Source organism: Mesorhizobium sp. CO1-1-11, assembly GCF_020164995.1.
GTDB classification, from domain to species: Bacteria; Pseudomonadota; Alphaproteobacteria; order Rhizobiales; family Rhizobiaceae; genus Mesorhizobium; species Mesorhizobium australicum.
Genome location: NZ_JAIUHE010000003.1, coordinates 203,871 through 219,009, shown reverse-complemented (window position 1 = coordinate 219,009; position 15,139 = coordinate 203,871). Strand labels below are relative to the sequence as shown.

The following is a 15,139-nucleotide window of genomic DNA, read 5'->3' as shown; positions in this document are numbered from 1 at the left end:
GTCAGATCACAGTCTTGGTGGACGCCTGAGGTCAAGGGTCATCGGGAAATCTTCCGCCGGCTGTTCCTCGCGCAACACATAGCCCGAGGGTGTGCGGCCGCGCGGTTCGAAGCGGGCGAGCCGTCGTGCCTCCGCCTCGTTGCCGTTGACGGGGAAAGTGTCGTAGCTGCGCCCGCCGGGATGCGCGACATGGTAGACGCAGCCGCCGATTGCCCGGCCGGACCAGCGGTCATAGATGTCGAACACCAGCGGCGTGTTGACCGGCAGCGCCGGATGCAGGCCCGAGGCCGGCTGCCAGGCCTTGAAGCGCACGCCGGCCACCGCGACCTCTCTGTTGTCGGTAATCCTCATCGGCACGATGCGGCCGTTGCAGACGATCGCATGACGCTCCGGGTTGAGGCCTTCGGTCCTGACCTGCAGCCGTTCGACCGATGAATCGACGAAGCGCACGGTGCCGCCGATCGCGCCCTGCTCGCCCATCACATGCCATGGTTCCAGCGCTTGCCTGAGCTCCAGCTTGATGCCGGCATGCTGCACCTCGCCGCAGAAGGGAAAGCGGAATTCGAGCTGGGCATCGAACCATTCGGGCCGGAAGTCGAAACCATTGAGCTTGAGGTCGTCGAGCACGTCGAGAAAGTCCGCCCAGACATGGTGCGGCAGCATGAAGCGATCATGCAGCGAGGTGCCCCAGCGCGCGAAGCGCCCGTCGAGCGGGTTCTTCCACGCGCGGGCGATGATGGCCCGCACCAGCAATTGCTGCGCCAGAGACATGCGCGCATTGGGCGGCATCTCGAATCCGCGGAATTCGACAAGGCCAAGCCGGCCAGTCGGACCATCCGGGGAAAACAGCTTGTCGATGCAGATTTCCGAGCGATGCGTATTGCCGGTGACGTCGGTCAACAGGTTGCGGAACAACCGGTCGACCAGCCACGGCAAGGGTGCGGCACCCTGGTCGGGATGCGGCACCTGCGCCATCGCGATTTCAAGCTCATAAAGAGAGTCGTGGCGCGCCTCGTCGAAGCGCGGCGCCTGGCTGGTCGGGCCGATGAACAGGCCGGAGAACAGATAGGACAGCGAGGGATGCCGCTGCCATTGCAGCACCAGGCTCTTCAGCAGGTCGGGCCGGCGCAGGAACGGGCTGTCATTGGGCGTGGCGCCACCGACCACGACATGGTTGCCGCCTCCGGTACCGGTGTGGCGGCCGTCGATCATGAACTTGTCGGCGCCGAGCCGCGTCTGCCGCGCCTCGTCGTAGATCGCCGTCGTTGTCGCCACGCAGTCCTGCCAGTTGGAGGCTGGGTGGATGTTGACCTCGATGACGCCGGGATCGGGTGCCACGCGGATAACGTTGAGGCGCGGGTCATGCGGCGGACCGTAGCCCTCGATGTGCACGGGAAGGCCAATTGCCTTTGCCGCGTTCTCGGCCGCGGCGACGAGCTCGAGGTAATCCTCGAGCGCCTCGACCGGCGGCATGAACACGCACAGCCTGCCGTCACGCGGTTCGACCGAAAGTGCCGTGCGCACCGCGCCGCCGATCTCGGTGATCTCCTGCTCGACGCGCTCCTGCTGGCCGGTCGTCACCGTGAACGAGGCTGCCTGCTGGCGACGGGCCATTTCGTCGGCGCCTTCGAGTTCCGCAGGAGCGGCCGCTGGCAAGATCGCTTCGCGCACGGGCAAAGGGCCACGCGGCAGCGACGGATCGACGGGCACGATGTAGGGGAATTGCGCCGGCGGCACATAGGGCAGCGTGCCCAGTGGGAGACGATAGCCGACCGGGGAATCGCCCGGGACCAGGAACAGCCGGCCGCGCCGCGTCTTCCATTTCTCCGAGCGCCAGCGCGGATCGGAGGCCTGGCTGTTCCAGCGTTGCACCGGCAGCACATAGCCGGACGGCTTGGTCAGCCCGCGTTCGAAGACACGCGCCATGCGGCTGCGTTCCTCCGGATCTTCGAGTTTCGAATTCGACGGGTCGACATTGTCGGGCAGCTTGCCTTCCTTGAGCAGCCATTCGGCCGGATCCTCATAGGCTTCGCTGACCATGGACGTGTCGATGCCGAGTTCGCCGGCGATCGCCGTCAGCAGGCTTTCGGCTTGTTTCGGCCCGATATCAGCCGAACTATCTTCCCGCGCGATCAGCGACGGGTCGCTCCACACCGGCTCGCCGTCGGCGCGCCAAAAGAGCGAAAACGTCCAGCGTGGCAGGCTTTCACCGGGATACCATTTGCCTTGGCCGTAGTGGAGAAAGCCGCCGGGCGCGAAACGCTCGCGCAGCCTGCGGATCAGCGCATCGGCCTTCCCGCGCTTGGTTGGCCCAACGGCGGCGGTGTTCCATTCGGCGGCCTCGAAATCGTCGATCGACACGAAGGTCGGCTCGCCGCCCATGGTCAGCCGCACATCCCCGGCCGCGAGCGCGGCATCGACCTCGTTGCCGAGCGCGTCGAGCGCCTGCCAGCTCTCGTCCGAGAACGGCTTGGTGATGCGCGGATGCTCGGCGATGCGGTCGACCCGCATCTCGAAACCGAACTCAACATTGGCAAAGCTCGCCATGCCGGAAATAGGCGCGGCATTGCGGAAATGCGGCGTCGCTGCCAGTGGCACATGGCTCTCGCCGGTGAGCAGGCCCGAGGTCGGATCGAAGCCGATCCAGCCGGCGCCAGGAAGATAGACCTCGCACCAGGCATGCAGGTCGGTGAAATCGACCGCTGTCCCGGCCGGCCCATCCAGCGCGACAAGGTCGGGCTTGAGCTGGATCAGATAGCCCGAGACGAAGCGCGCGGCGATGCCGAGATTGCGCAGGATCTGCACCAGGAGCCAGCTTGAATCGCGGCAGGAGCCCTTGGCCGCTGCCAGCGTTTCCTCCGGTGAGAAGACGCCGGTTTCCATGCGCACGATATAGGCGATCTCGCGCTGCAGGCGGGCATTGAGATCGACGAGGAAATTGACCGTGTTGGGCGCGCTGCGGTCGACGGTTTTCAGAAACGCCTGGAGCAGCGGCCCGGCCCGCTCCGGCATCCGGTAGATGGCGAGGTCGTCACGGATCTCCTCGGGATAGTCGAACGGGAACGCCTCGGCCGACGGTTCGACGAAGAAGTCGAACGGATTGTAGACGGTCATGTCGGCGACGAGGTCGACCTCGATCTTCAGCTCCGTCACCGGCTCCGGAAAGACGAAACGGGCGAGGAAGTTGCCGTAAGGATCCTGCTGCAGATTGACGAAGTGGTTCGCCGGCTCGACCTTGAGCGAATGGCTCAACACCTTGGTGCGGGAATGCGGTGCCGGCTGCAGCCTGATGATTTGGGGCCCGAGAACCACCGGCCGGTCGTATTTATAGTGGGTCAGGTGGTAGACGGCTGCCAGAATTGCCATGGGGCCCCGGAGATCGGCGTTTCATCAGCCGAACCCTGACACACCTGGCCGCCATTCTCCAAGCGGATGTTGCGGTGCACCTAAATTAAACAGCTATCGAACGGACAATATCATCTGGTTCGACTGGTTGCTCGCTACCGTCTCCAGCACTGATGATTGGTGGAAGCGCCTCTCCCTTCGTCATCCTAGGGCGAAGCAAGGAGCGAAACGACGCGGCGCAGACCCTAGGATCCATGCCGTTACATTGATCGAAGAATACCAGCGGCGCAGAATGAGGTCATCCTGTTGCGATTCGGCCGTGCACACATCCTTCAGCGCAGCAGCGCTTCCGTGTCGCGGCATGGATCCTAGGGTCTCCGCGACGTCGCTTCGCGACTGCTCCGCCCTAGGATGACGAAGCCGAGGATCAAAAGAAGGCCTGTATCCCCGTTTGCGCCCGTCCCAGGATCAGCGCGTGCACGTCATGGGTGCCTTCGTAGGTGTTGACGGTTTCCAGGTTCTGCGCGTGGCGCATGACGTGATAGCCGATCTGGATCCCGTTGCCGCCATGCATGTCGCGGGCCTGGCGGGCGATGTCGAGCGCCTTGCCGCAATTGTTGCGCTTGACGATCGAGATCATTTCCGGCGCCATCTTGCCTTCATCGAGCAGGCGCCCGACGCGCAAGGAGGCCTGTAGCCCCAGAGCGATCTCGGTCTGCATGTCGGCGAGCTTCTTCTGGTAGAGCTGCGTGCCGGCCAGCGGCTTGCCGAACTGCTTGCGGTCAAGCCCATATTGGCGAGCGCGATGCCAGCAATCTTCCGCCGCGCCCATCGAGCCCCATGAGATGCCGTAGCGGGCCCGGTTGAGGCAGCCGAAGGGTCCACCGAGGCCCTTGGCGTTGGGCAGCAGCGCGTCCTCGCCGACCTCGACGCCTTCCATCACCACTTCGCCGGTGATCGAAGCGCGCAGCGACAGCTTGCCGCCGATCTTCGGCGCCGATAGCCCCTTGATGCCTTTCTCCAGCACGAAACCGCGGATCTCGTCCTTGCCGTTCTCGCCCTTCAACTTGGCCCATACGACGAACACGTCGGCGACCGGCGCGTTGGAAATCCACATCTTGGAGCCGGAGAGCTTGTAGCCGCTGGCGGTCTTTTCGGCGCGGGTCTTCATGCCGCCGGGATCGGAACCGGCATCCGGCTCGGTCAGACCGAAGCAGCCGATCCATTCGCCGCTGGCGAGCTTGGGCAGGTACTTCCTGCGCTGTTCGTCCGAACCATAGGCATGGATCGGGTACATCACCAGCGACGACTGCACCGACATCATCGAGCGATAGCCGGAATCGACGCGTTCGACTTCCCGCGCCACCAGCCCGTAGGTGACATAGCTGGCAGCGAGGCCACCGAACTCCTCCGGAATGTTGATGCCGAGCAGGCCGGCCTCGCCCATCTCGCGGAAGATAGCCGTGTCGAAGGTCTCGTTGAGATAGGCTTCCTCGATACGCGGCGCGAGCTTGTCGGCGGCAAAGGCGGCAGCGCCATCGCGCACCATGCGCTCGTCTTCCGAAAGCTGGTCCTCGATCAGGAACGGGTCTTCCCACACGAATGCATTCTTGTCGGCCATGGCTTCTCGGTCCTTGAAACAGGTGAAGCCCGGCTTATCGGCTCGTGGCCTGAAAAAATCAAACGAAATTGCTTCACGGATCAATGAGCGCTAGGAATGGATCATGAGTGTCCAGCGCCGCCTTTTGCCCAACATCAGCGCCCTTGCCGCCTTCGAGGCCGTGGCGCGGCTTGGCTCCTTCACCGCCGCCGCCCAGGAATTGGACCTGACCCAGGGCGCGGTCAGCCGCCAGGTCAGGCTTTTGGAAGATCAGTTCGGCCGGCAGCTGTTTGAACGCGACAGCCGCAATGTAAGGCTCTCCACGGCGGGTGAAATCTACGCCGAAGCGGTACGCTCGGCGCTTGGCCAGTTGCGTGATGCAGCCCTTGGATTGATGAGCAATCGGCATAGTGGGATCTTGAATCTTGCCATTCTGCCGACTTTCGGCACGCGTTGGCTGATGCCGATGATGCCCGATTTCGTCGAGAACAATCCCGACATCACCATCAACTTCGTCACCCGCGTCGGGCGCTTCGACTTCGCACGCGAACGGTTGGATGCCGCCATCCACTATGGCCTCCCGGACTGGCCGGACGCCGACTCGACGCTTCTGGTGCGCGAGACGGTGGCGCCGGTGGTGTCGCCCGACTTCCTCGCCGGCCGCGCCATCGCCACGCCGGCCGACATCGGCCGCTTGCCGCTGCTGCACATGACGACGCGTCCCGGCGCCTGGAGCGAATGGTTTGAGCATCAGGGCCTGAGCGCGCCGACCGGGCCTGGCATGCAATTCGAGCAGTTCGCCACCGCCGCCCAGGCTTGCATGGCGGGCCTCGGCGTGGCGCTCTTGCCGCAGATCCTCATCGAGGGCGAACTGCAGCGCGGCCAACTTGTGCCCGCGCCAGGCCAACCGATGCAAAGCCGCAATGCCTATTACCTCGTCGTCCCCCACGACAAGCGCGGCTATCCGCCGGTTGCCAGTTTCCGGGACTGGCTGCTCGGCCAGCTTGAGAAGGAGCCGGCTGTTCTGGCGTGGTAGCTACTTTCGCTTCAGCGCGTCCGCCAGCGCGGCGCCGAACGCACCTTGCTGTGCCGGCCGCTCCGGCTGGCGTTGCGGCGTAGGCCCGCGTGGCGCCGGCCTGCCGCCACCATTGTCGCGCGGCCCGCCCTTCGATGCACCCCCCTCGCCGGCATCCTTACGCATGGAGAGCGCGATACGCTTGCGCTTGATGTCGACATCGACGACGCGCACCTTGACCACGTCGCCGGCCTTGACCACCTCATGCGCGTCCTTGATGAAGCGGTCGGCGAGCTGCGAGACATGCACCAGCCCGTCCTGGTGCACGCCTATATCGACGAAGGCGCCGAAAGCGGCGACATTGGTGACGGTCCCTTCCAGCAGCATGCCGGGCTTCAAATCCTTGATCTCGTCGATGCCATCGGCGAAGGTCGCCGTCTTGAAGCCGGGACGCGGATCGCGGCCGGGCTTCTCCAGCTCCGCCAGAATGTCGCGCACCGTCGGCAAGCCGAACCGCTCGTCGACGAAGACGCGCGGGTCGAGCGCCTTGAGCGCGGCACTGTCGCCCAAAAGCGAACGCACGTCGCGGCCGCAGGCGGCGACGATCTTCTTGGCCACGCCATAGGCCTCCGGATGCACCGACGAGGCATCGAGCGGTTCGCTGCCATTGGCGATGCGCAGGAAGCCGGCGGACTGCTCGAACGCGCGCGGTCCAAGCCGTGCCACCTTCAGCAGGTCCTTGCGGCTGGCGAACGGGCCGGTCGCATCGCGATGCGCGACGATTGCATCGGCGAGCGACGCGCCGAGGCCTGAAACCCGCGCCAGCAACGGCGCCGAGGCGGTGTTGAGGTCGACGCCGACCGCGTTGACGGCGTCCTCCACCACCGCTTCCAGCGAGCGGCCGAGCCGGTACTGGTCGACATCGTGCTGATACTGGCCGACGCCGATGGATTTCGGCTCGATCTTGACCAGTTCGGCCAGCGGATCCTGCAGCCGTCGCGCGATCGACACCGCGCCGCGCAGCGACACGTCGAGGCCGGGGAACTCGGCGGCAGCCGTCGCCGAGGCCGAATAGACCGACGCTCCCGCCTCGCTGACGATCACCTTGAGCGGCTTCGGGCCGCCGGCCGAAGGCATGTCGGACAGCATGTCGGCGACCAGCTTCTCCGTCTCGCGGCTGCCGGTGCCGTTGCCGATCGAGATCAGCTCGACCTTGTGCTGGCGGATAAGCGCCGCAAGTTCGGCCTGCGTGCCACGCACATCGTTCCTCGGCGGAAACGGATAGACCGTCGTCGTCGCCAGCAGCTTGCCGGTGCCATCGACCACCGCCACCTTGACGCCGGTGCGGATGCCGGGATCGAGCCCCATCGTCGGCCGCGAGCCGGCGGGAGCCGCCAGCAGCAAATCCTTGAGGTTACGGGCAAAGACATGGATCGCTTCTTCCTCGGCCCGCTCGCGCAGGTCGCGCATCAGGTCGAGCGTCAGGTGCAGCGACAGTTTGATGCGCCAGGTCCAGCCTGCCACTTCCATCAGCCAGCGGTCGCCGGGCAGGCTGGCACCGATGGCGTAGGCGTTGGCGATCATCCGCTCGACCGGCTTCACCGGCGAGCCGTCATCGGCATCCACCTCGATGTCGAGCGACAGCACCTCCTCGTTGCGGCCGCGCAGCATGGCGAGCGCGCGGTGGCTTGGCACGGTCGCCCAACGTTCGACATGGTCGAAATAGTCGGAGAATTTCGCGCCGGCCTCCTGCTTGCCGTCGACCACCCTGGCGCGCAGGAAGGCGCGCTCCTTCATGTAGCTGCGCAGCTTGCCGACCAGATCGGCGTTTTCGGCGAATTGCTCCGACAGGATGTCGCGCGCGCCCTCGAGCGCCGCCTTCGCATCGGCCACCTCGCCGGTGACATAGGCGAGCGCGACGTCCGCGGGCACCAGCGCACGTTTGTTGAGAATGGCTTCGGCCAACGGCCCCAATCCACGCTCGCGGGCGATCTCGGCCTTGGTGCGGCGCTTCGGCTTGTAGGGCAGGTATATGTCCTCGAGCTCCGCCTTGGTCGCGGCGCCCGCGATCTTGGTTTCAAGCTCTTGCGTCAGCTTGCCCTGCTCGCGGATCGAGCCCAGGATGGTGTCGCGGCGGGCGTCGAGTTCGCGCAGATACACAAGACGCTCGGCAAGGTCGCGCAATTGCGTGTCGTCCAGCCCGCCGGTCACTTCCTTGCGGTAGCGTGCCACGAACGGCACCGTCGCACCCTCATCAAGCAGTCCGATCGCCGCGGCCGCCTGTTCCGGCCGCGCCTTGATTTCGGCCGCGATGATGGCTGCGATGCGCTTGATGTCGGATGCCATGCCGTTCCCACTCTCGTCGAAAAGAGCGGCGACCATAAGGGTTGGCGTGCGGCCCGCCAACCACCGCGTCCTCACACGCGGCGGAGGTCCACAGGAAAGCGCGATGCGTTCACCGGATCTGGGTACCGCAGGAATTTGCCCATACTGAGATGTCTGCGCTGCCCCTCACCTGCCTGCCGGCATCCTCTCCCCGTATAGGGACGGGGAGAGGGGCGCTGTCATCGCCGATTTCGCCAATCGCCAACGGTGCAAAGGGGCGCCGGCGTAGCGACCAGATCCCTTCTCCCCGTCACTATACGGGGAGAAGGTGCCGGCAGGCGGATGAGGGGCAGCGCCGACATCACCAATCGCACGCGACTGCCCACTTAGACCATCCGGCTCAGCGCCTCGAAAAACGCAACGATCTCGATATCCAGCGGATCGTCGACCGGCTCCGGCTGCGACGACATCTTGGCGATCACCACTTCGGTGCTGGGATCGACATAAAGCCACTGGCCATGGATGCCGATGCCGCAATAGGCGCCATTTTCGAAGCCGGTCTGATACCATTTGTTGCGGTAGCGGCCTTTCGGGAACAGCGGCAGCATGGCACCGCGCCGCCAAGCTTCCGAGCTGCCGCCGGTGCTGGTGGTGTCGCGCACCCAGGCCTCGGGCACGATGCGGCGGCCATTGGCGGTGCCGCCCTGCCGCATCATCTCGCCGAGGCGCGCCAGGTCACGCGGCGTCACCGAAATGCCGCCGGCGGTGCGTGCCGTGCCTTCCATGTCGACGGCGACAGAGGCCTCGCTGAGGGCGCCAAGCGGCAGCCATAGTTTCTCGCGCATGAGGTCGGTGAAGCGCTGGCCCGAGGCGCGCTCGAGCAGCAGGCCGAGCAGGTCGGAATTGGGCGAGCGGTAGCGGAAGGTCTGGCCATGCGGCTCGGCAAGCCGCTGCAGGGTAAGGATGAATTCACGCAGGCTTTCGGTGCCGCCGCCCGGATTCCACAGCGTCGCGCGGCGATAGCGGGCGAAGGCGCTTTCCGGATCGAGATAGGCCTCCTCGAAGTCGAGGCTGACGCTCATGTCGAGCACATGCCGAACGCTTGCATCGCCATAGGCCGAGCCGGCTGCTTCGGGGATATAGTCCGTCACCGGCGCTTCAGGGTCGAACACCCCCTCGCCTTCCAGTATGCCGGCGATGATCGCGGTCACCGATTTGCTGATCGAGAAGATGATGTGGCGCGCGCCGAACTCCATATGCGGCGCGAACCAGTCGCCAATGATCTCGCCGCCCTTCATCACCGTCAGGGCGTCGGTGCTGGAGCGCAGGAGGAATTCAGCCACCGTCTCCGGTGCAGTCGCGACCGTGACCTTTTCCCCGAGCAAGCCGTCCATGTCTCGCGGAGGGGCTTCTGCGGCGCCGGGCGCTGCCGCCACCCGGGCGGTCGGCACCAGTTCGCCGAGATTCTGGAACGACCACCGATTGAACGGGCTCACACGCCAGTTGCCGAGCAGCACCTCGTTGCGGCGGAATCCGTATCGAGTCTCGAACGCGGTCTTGCCGGTCATGGCGTTTCCTCCCAGTCCATTGGTCATGAAGCTCAGGCAAGCGCCGCGGCGATGGTGTGCACGGCCTTCAGCGTTGCCTTGGAATAGGCCATGTTGCTGAAATCCGGCCAGGTCGACAGCTTCACCACGACTATTCCTGTGTTCCAGTCGATATGGATCAACTGTCCGAACACGCCACGGCACATCAGTGCCCGCGAGCTGGGATTCTCGATCCAGAACTGGTTGCGATAGCTGCCCTGGGGCAGGCTGGCCGAGAAATCCGGACCATGCTTGCCGGTGCGCGTCGCGTCGATCCACTCGGCCGGCACGATGCCGCCGCCATTGTCGAGGATCAGCTGGCCAAAGCGGGCGTAGTCGCGCAGCGTCGCGTTGAAGCCGCCATCGGCCAGCGCATAGCCGGCGCTGTCGACGGTGAAGCAGGCGCTTTCGTCAGCCCCGAGCTTTTGCCAAAGTTCTTCCGAGACGAGTTGCGCCAGCCGCTTGCCCGTCACCCGTTCCATGATGAAGGCGAGCACGTCCGTCTCGATCGAGCGATATTCGAACGTGGCTCCATGCGGGCGAACCGTGTCCTTCAAGCCCAGGATCAGTTCGAACATGTGCGATGGCCAGCGGAAATCCGGATCGCTGCCCGGTGGCACCGGCTTCCAGCCGGTGGCGACATCGACCTGGCCGATGTCGGAATAGCGGTCGGTGTATTCCTCCGAAAACCGCACGCCGGTGGTCATATCAAGCACATGCTGGACGCTGGCGCCGGCCCACCCGGTCGCGCTCAGTTCCGGCAGGTAGTCCGTCACTGGCTTCGCCGGATCGATCAGGCCGCGCCCGGCCAATATGCCGAACACCGAGCCGGTGACCGACTTGGCCATCGACTGCGACAGGTGCAGCGTGCGCTCGTCCATGCCGTTGAAATAGCGCTCATAGGCTATCCTGCCGTCCTTGAGCACCAGGAAGCCGTCCGTATAGGTCTCGTCGAGCAGACCGGCGAGTGTCGAAGGCCTGCCCTCGCTGTCCTCGACCGCTAGCCCGTCGAGATCGACCTCGGCGCGTTCGAGACGGTGGCGATGGCCAGCGCCACGCCAGACCTCGGCGGTCGGCAGAATTTCCCGGATGTGCTGGAAAGCCCAGCGGTTCCAGGGCGGCCTGTCCCAGTCGAGCCTCGGCGGCAGCATGGCGGGCGGCGAGCCTTGCATGATAGGCGGCCGCGGATCGCTGTTGCGATAGGAACTCATGAAAGGCCATTCCCGGAAAAGAAAAGGCCCCGCGGCAAGTGCCGCCGGGCCCCTTGGGTCTGTGACTACTTCTGCAGTTCGGTCCAGATCTTGGTGTAGAGTTCCTGCGTCTCCGGAGCGCACATCTGCTGCAGTTCGCCAAGCGGCTTGGCGTCGGCCGGAATGACCACCTCCGGCGCGTCCTTCATGTCGGCTGGCATGTACTTGTCCGAGCCGGTGATGGCGTTCGCGTATCGGTGGAAGGCCGAGAGACCCGCGGCGTTTTCCGGATCCATGATGAAGTTCTGGAACAGCTTGGCGTTTTCGACGTTCTTGGCCTCCTTGAGCACAACGACGTTGTCGCTCCACAGCCCATAACCTTCCTTCGGATAGTTGAAGTGGATGGCCGGGTTGGCCAGCCGCTGGCGCAGGGCCGAACCGTTCCAGTCGCTGGTTGCCTTGAAGTCGCCGGCGCCCATCTTCTCGATGGTGTTGTATTCCATGGCGATCCAGTTCGGCTTGGCTGCCACCAGGAGGTCGCGCACCTTCTTCAGCACCGCCTTGTCGTCGGTGCATTGCTGACCGCCGACATACTTGATCGCCGCGAACATCACGTCGCCCATCTCGGGCACGACGTTGACCTTGCCCTTCAACTCGTCGGGCGTGTTGAAGATGATGCCCCAGGTGTTCGCCGGGCCCTTGTAGGCGTCGGTATTGACGACGACGCCGATCGTGCCCCAGGCCCAAGGAACAGTGTATTTGCGGCCTGGGTCGAAGTCGGGGTTGGCCCATTCGGGCGCGATGTTCTTGGCGTTCTCCATCTTGCCGGGATCGGTCTCCTGGACGAGGCCTTCCTTGATCCAGATCGGCACATAGGTCTGCGAAGGCACCGCGATGTCGAAGCCGGTGCCGCCCTGGCGAACCTTGGCCAGAGCGGTGTCGTTCGAGTCATAGTCGGTGATCGTCACTTTGATGTTGTATTTCGCCTCGAACTTCTTGATCACGTCGGGGCTGGTGTAGTTTCCCCAATTGTAGATGTTGAGCACGCCTTCGGCCCGCGCGAGGCCCGTCGAGGCAAGCAACGCCAACCCCATGGCGGTCGCTGTTGTCTTCCAGTTCATGGTTTTAACTCCCATTGTCGGTTTCAGTCTCGTTTCCTGCTGACGAAGAAAAACAACGTGACGATCGCGACCGAAAGCAGCAGGAAGGCGGTCGATATCGCGTTGATCTCGGGTGTGATGCCGCGGCGGATCTGGCCGAGCATGTAAGTGGGCAGCGTGTCCTGACCGCCCGATTTGACGAACTCTGTGATGACCACGTCATCGAGCGAGATGACGAAGGCCAGCATCAGGCCGGCCAGGATACCAGGCCACAAAAGCGGCAGCGTGATGCGGCGGAAGGTCTTCCATGGCGTCGCGTAGAGATCGGCCGCGGCGCGCTCGAGCGTCAGGTCCATATTCTCCAGCCGCGCCCGGATCGGCAGATAGGCGAACGGAATGCAGAACGCCGTATGCGCGGCGACCAGGTAGCCGATGCCGGAATAACCGGTGAAGATCTTGATGCGCGAGAAGAAGATCAGCAGCGCCACGCCGGTGACGATCTCGGGCACCATCAGCGGCTGGTTGATCGCCGCGTATTTGAAGGTAAGGCCGGGATACGACGCCGTGCGCGTGGTGGCGAGTGCCGCCATGGTGGCAAAGACGGTCGACAGCACCGCCGCGATGGAGCCGATCTGGAAGGAACGCAGCGTCGCGTCGATGACCTGAGTGTTCTGGTATGCCGACTGGAACCATTTCAGCGAAAAGCCGCCCCATTCGGATGTCGAGCTCGCCGCGTTGAAGGCGTAGATAACCAGCACGATGATGGGCAGATAGAGGATAACGAAACAAGTCGCCGCGATCGCGGTGAAACCCGGCTGGTGCTTGATGGAAAAGTTGCTAGCCATGCCGCACCCCCGACTTCCCGGCATTGCGCACATAGGCAAGCAGCGCCACCATAACGATGATCATCACTGTGATCGACAGTGCCGAGCCGAGCGGCCAGTTGCGGCCCTGTCCGAACTGCAGTTCGATCAAATTGGACAGCATCATGTTCTTGCCGCCGCCGAGCACGCTCGGCGTCACATAAGCGCCGAGCGCCGGAATGAAGACCAGGATCGAGCCGGCGATGACGCCGGGTTTGACCAGCGGGAAAATGATCTTCCGCAGCACCTTGAAACGCGTCGCGTAAAGATCGTAGCCCGCCTCGACCAGCCGGAAATCGAGCTTCTCCATGCTGGCGTAGATCGGCAGAACCATCAGCGGCAGGTAGACATAGGCCATGCCGATCAGGATCGCCGTGTCGGTGTAGAGGATCTGGACCGGCGCCGAGACGATGCCGAGCTTGAGCAGGATCGTGTTGACGATGCCTTCGTTGCGGATGATCTGCAGCACGGCGAAAGTGCGGATCAACAGGTTGGTCCAGAACGGGATGGTGATCAGGAACAGCCAGAGATCCCTGGTCTTTTCACTGCGCGTCGCCATGAAGTAGGCCGTCGGGAAACCGAGCGCCAACGTGGCGAGTGTCGTCACAACCGCAAGCTTGATCGAGCGCCAGAAGATGGTGACATGCGCCGCCGCCAGCGACAGCGTGTCGTCGAAAATGTCGCGCTCCAGGAACACCGACGTCCAGGCATCGCCCGAGAACTGCCATTTCACGTCGCCATATGCGCCCGGCGTCAGGAGCGAATAGACCAACACGATCAGCAACGGGCCGGTCGCGGCGAACAGAATGACCAGCAGCGCCGGCGCTGACAGAAGCCAGCGGTCACGGACATCGCGCCGTTCCGCTGCCTTGGCGACTTCTTCCGCGGTCGCCATTAGTCCCTCAGCACTTGCGCGGCATCGTTGCCGATCATGATGCCGACCTTGTCGCCACGCTCGAAACCGCAGCCTGCGCTGCGCGTGTTCTGCTGGCGCACGGTGAAGGCCTCGCCGCTGTCGAGATGGACGTGGATATGCGTGTCGGTGCCGAAATAGACGATGTTCTCGACCGTGCCCGACACGTCGCCCTTGTCCTTCGTCAGCTTGGCGTGCTCGGGCCTTACCACCACCGTGGCGTTGTCCTTCGGCTGAAAACCTTCGGCAACGGTCGCCTCGATGGTCGCGCCGGATTTGAGCGTCGCGCGCGCCTTGCCGCTGCCGATGCCCGATATGGCGGCGGTGAGGAAGTTGGTTTCGCCGATGAAGTCGGCGACAAAGCGATCCGCCGGCTTGTCGTAGATATCCCAGGGCGAACCGACCTGAAGGATCTTGCCCGACGACATCACAGCGACGCGGTCCGACATGGTCAGCGCTTCTTCCTGGTCATGAGTGACGAAGATGAAGGTGATGCCGGTCTCGTGCTGCAGCCGCTTGAGCTCGATCTGCATCTCCTTGCGCAACTTGTAGTCGAGCGCCGAGAGTGGTTCGTCGAGCAACAGCACTTTCGGCTGCGGCGCCAATGCCCGGGCCAATGCCACGCGCTGCTGCTGGCCACCGGAAATCTGGGCTGTGCGGCGGCCGGCCAGCGCTTCCATCTTGACCAGCTTCAGCATCTCGGCGACGCGCGCCTTGATCTCGGCCCTGGGCTTGCCCAGCATCTCCAGGCCGAAGCCGATATTGTCGGCCACCGTCATATGCGGGAACAGCGCGTAGGACTGGAAGACGGTGTTGACCGGGCGCTTGAACGGCGGCAAGGGCGCGATGTCCTGGCCGTAGAGCAGGATTTCCCCGGCGGTTGGAAAGTCGAAGCCGGCGATCAGCCGCAGCAAGGTGGTCTTGCCGCAGCCTGAGGGTCCCAGCAGCGTGAAGAACTCGTTTTCGCGAATGGAGACCGAAACCTTGTCGAGAGCAGCGACCTGCCCCTCACCCGATCCGAAAATTTTGCTGACGTTTACTACTTCAATCGCATTCCGATCCGGTTTGTCCGGCACGATTACGCCTCACTGTTGACCCCGCTCTTGCTGGCGGAGTTTGTCCCCTGTTGGATGTGACCACATGGCCGGTAGGTTGGCAAGCCCGGCATTGAATCACAGTTCAGTCAGTCTTTAGCCAGCAAG

General features: G+C 64.1%; 10 protein-coding genes. 1 reads left to right on the top strand and 9 read right to left on the bottom strand.

Annotation, left to right across the window (positions count from 1 at the left end):
• Window positions 1-6 precede the first annotated feature (6 nt).
• Both LB554_RS04950 and LB554_RS04945 read right to left on the bottom strand, forming a co-directional pair.
• Entirely contained in the window at window positions 7-3,366 is a 3,360-nt protein-coding gene (locus LB554_RS04950) for a DUF2126 domain-containing protein (protein ID WP_224583369.1), read from the bottom strand.
• A gap of 406 nt (window positions 3,367-3,772) precedes the next feature.
• Window positions 3,773-4,966 carry an acyl-CoA dehydrogenase gene (locus tag LB554_RS04945; RefSeq protein ID WP_224583367.1) on the bottom strand — a complete coding sequence of 398 codons (1,194 nt, stop codon included), beginning with the start codon at window positions 4,964-4,966 and terminating at the stop codon, window positions 3,773-3,775.
• Between the two features lie 103 nt (window positions 4,967-5,069).
• Between LB554_RS04945 and LB554_RS04940 the strand changes: the two genes are divergently transcribed.
• Window positions 5,070-5,981 carry a LysR family transcriptional regulator gene (locus LB554_RS04940; protein ID WP_224583365.1) on the top strand — a complete coding sequence of 304 codons (912 nt, stop codon included), beginning with the start codon at window positions 5,070-5,072 and terminating at the stop codon, window positions 5,979-5,981.
• Here LB554_RS04940 and LB554_RS04935 read toward each other — a convergent pair whose 3' ends face one another.
• From LB554_RS04935 to LB554_RS04905, 7 genes are all read right to left on the bottom strand, one after another.
• Window positions 5,982-8,306: a Tex family protein gene (locus LB554_RS04935; RefSeq protein ID WP_140875269.1), complete on the bottom strand. Its 2,325-nt coding sequence runs from the start codon at window positions 8,304-8,306 to the stop codon at window positions 5,982-5,984.
• 365 nt (window positions 8,307-8,671) lie between these two features.
• The gene (locus tag LB554_RS04930) at window positions 8,672-9,853 is read right to left on the bottom strand and encodes a serine hydrolase domain-containing protein (protein ID WP_224583363.1); all 1,182 of its coding nucleotides are present in this window, start codon (window positions 9,851-9,853) and stop codon (window positions 8,672-8,674) included.
• Between the two features lie 32 nt (window positions 9,854-9,885).
• Window positions 9,886-11,082, bottom strand: a complete 1,197-nt coding sequence (locus LB554_RS04925; protein WP_224583361.1) for a serine hydrolase domain-containing protein — start codon at window positions 11,080-11,082, stop codon at window positions 9,886-9,888.
• Between the two features lie 65 nt (window positions 11,083-11,147).
• Entirely contained in the window at window positions 11,148-12,182 is a 1,035-nt protein-coding gene (locus tag LB554_RS04920) for an extracellular solute-binding protein (RefSeq protein WP_015315934.1), read from the bottom strand.
• Window positions 12,183-12,205: 23 nt separating this feature from the next.
• Window positions 12,206-13,006 carry an ABC transporter permease gene (locus LB554_RS04915; protein ID WP_015315933.1) on the bottom strand — a complete coding sequence of 267 codons (801 nt, stop codon included), beginning with the start codon at window positions 13,004-13,006 and terminating at the stop codon, window positions 12,206-12,208.
• Window positions 12,999-13,919 carry an ABC transporter permease gene (locus tag LB554_RS04910; RefSeq protein ID WP_015315932.1) on the bottom strand — a complete coding sequence of 307 codons (921 nt, stop codon included), beginning with the start codon at window positions 13,917-13,919 and terminating at the stop codon, window positions 12,999-13,001. Before LB554_RS04910 ends, LB554_RS04915 begins: the two co-directional genes overlap by 8 nt.
• Window positions 13,919-15,013, bottom strand: a complete 1,095-nt coding sequence (locus LB554_RS04905) for an ABC transporter ATP-binding protein (RefSeq protein ID WP_015315931.1) — start codon at window positions 15,011-15,013, stop codon at window positions 13,919-13,921. Before LB554_RS04905 ends, LB554_RS04910 begins: the two co-directional genes overlap by 1 nt.
• Window positions 15,014-15,139 lie beyond the last annotated feature (126 nt).

Excerpts from the sequence above, each read along its gene's own strand:
- LB554_RS04950 (WP_224583369.1), bottom strand. The coding sequence starts at position 3,366 with ATGGCAATTCTGGCAGCCGTCTACCACCTGACCCACTATAAATACGAC.
- LB554_RS04945 (WP_224583367.1), bottom strand. The coding sequence starts at position 4,966 with ATGGCCGACAAGAATGCATTCGTGTGGGAAGACCCGTTCCTGATCGAG.
- LB554_RS04940 (WP_224583365.1), top strand. The coding sequence starts at position 5,070 with ATGAGTGTCCAGCGCCGCCTTTTGCCCAACATCAGCGCCCTTGCCGCC.
- LB554_RS04935 (WP_140875269.1), bottom strand. The coding sequence starts at position 8,306 with ATGGCATCCGACATCAAGCGCATCGCAGCCATCATCGCGGCCGAAATC.
- LB554_RS04930 (WP_224583363.1), bottom strand. The coding sequence starts at position 9,853 with ATGACCGGCAAGACCGCGTTCGAGACTCGATACGGATTCCGCCGCAAC.
- LB554_RS04925 (WP_224583361.1), bottom strand. The coding sequence starts at position 11,082 with ATGAGTTCCTATCGCAACAGCGATCCGCGGCCGCCTATCATGCAAGGC.
- LB554_RS04920 (WP_015315934.1), bottom strand. The coding sequence starts at position 12,182 with ATGAACTGGAAGACAACAGCGACCGCCATGGGGTTGGCGTTGCTTGCC.
- LB554_RS04915 (WP_015315933.1), bottom strand. The coding sequence starts at position 13,006 with ATGGCTAGCAACTTTTCCATCAAGCACCAGCCGGGTTTCACCGCGATC.
- LB554_RS04910 (WP_015315932.1), bottom strand. The coding sequence starts at position 13,919 with ATGGCGACCGCGGAAGAAGTCGCCAAGGCAGCGGAACGGCGCGATGTC.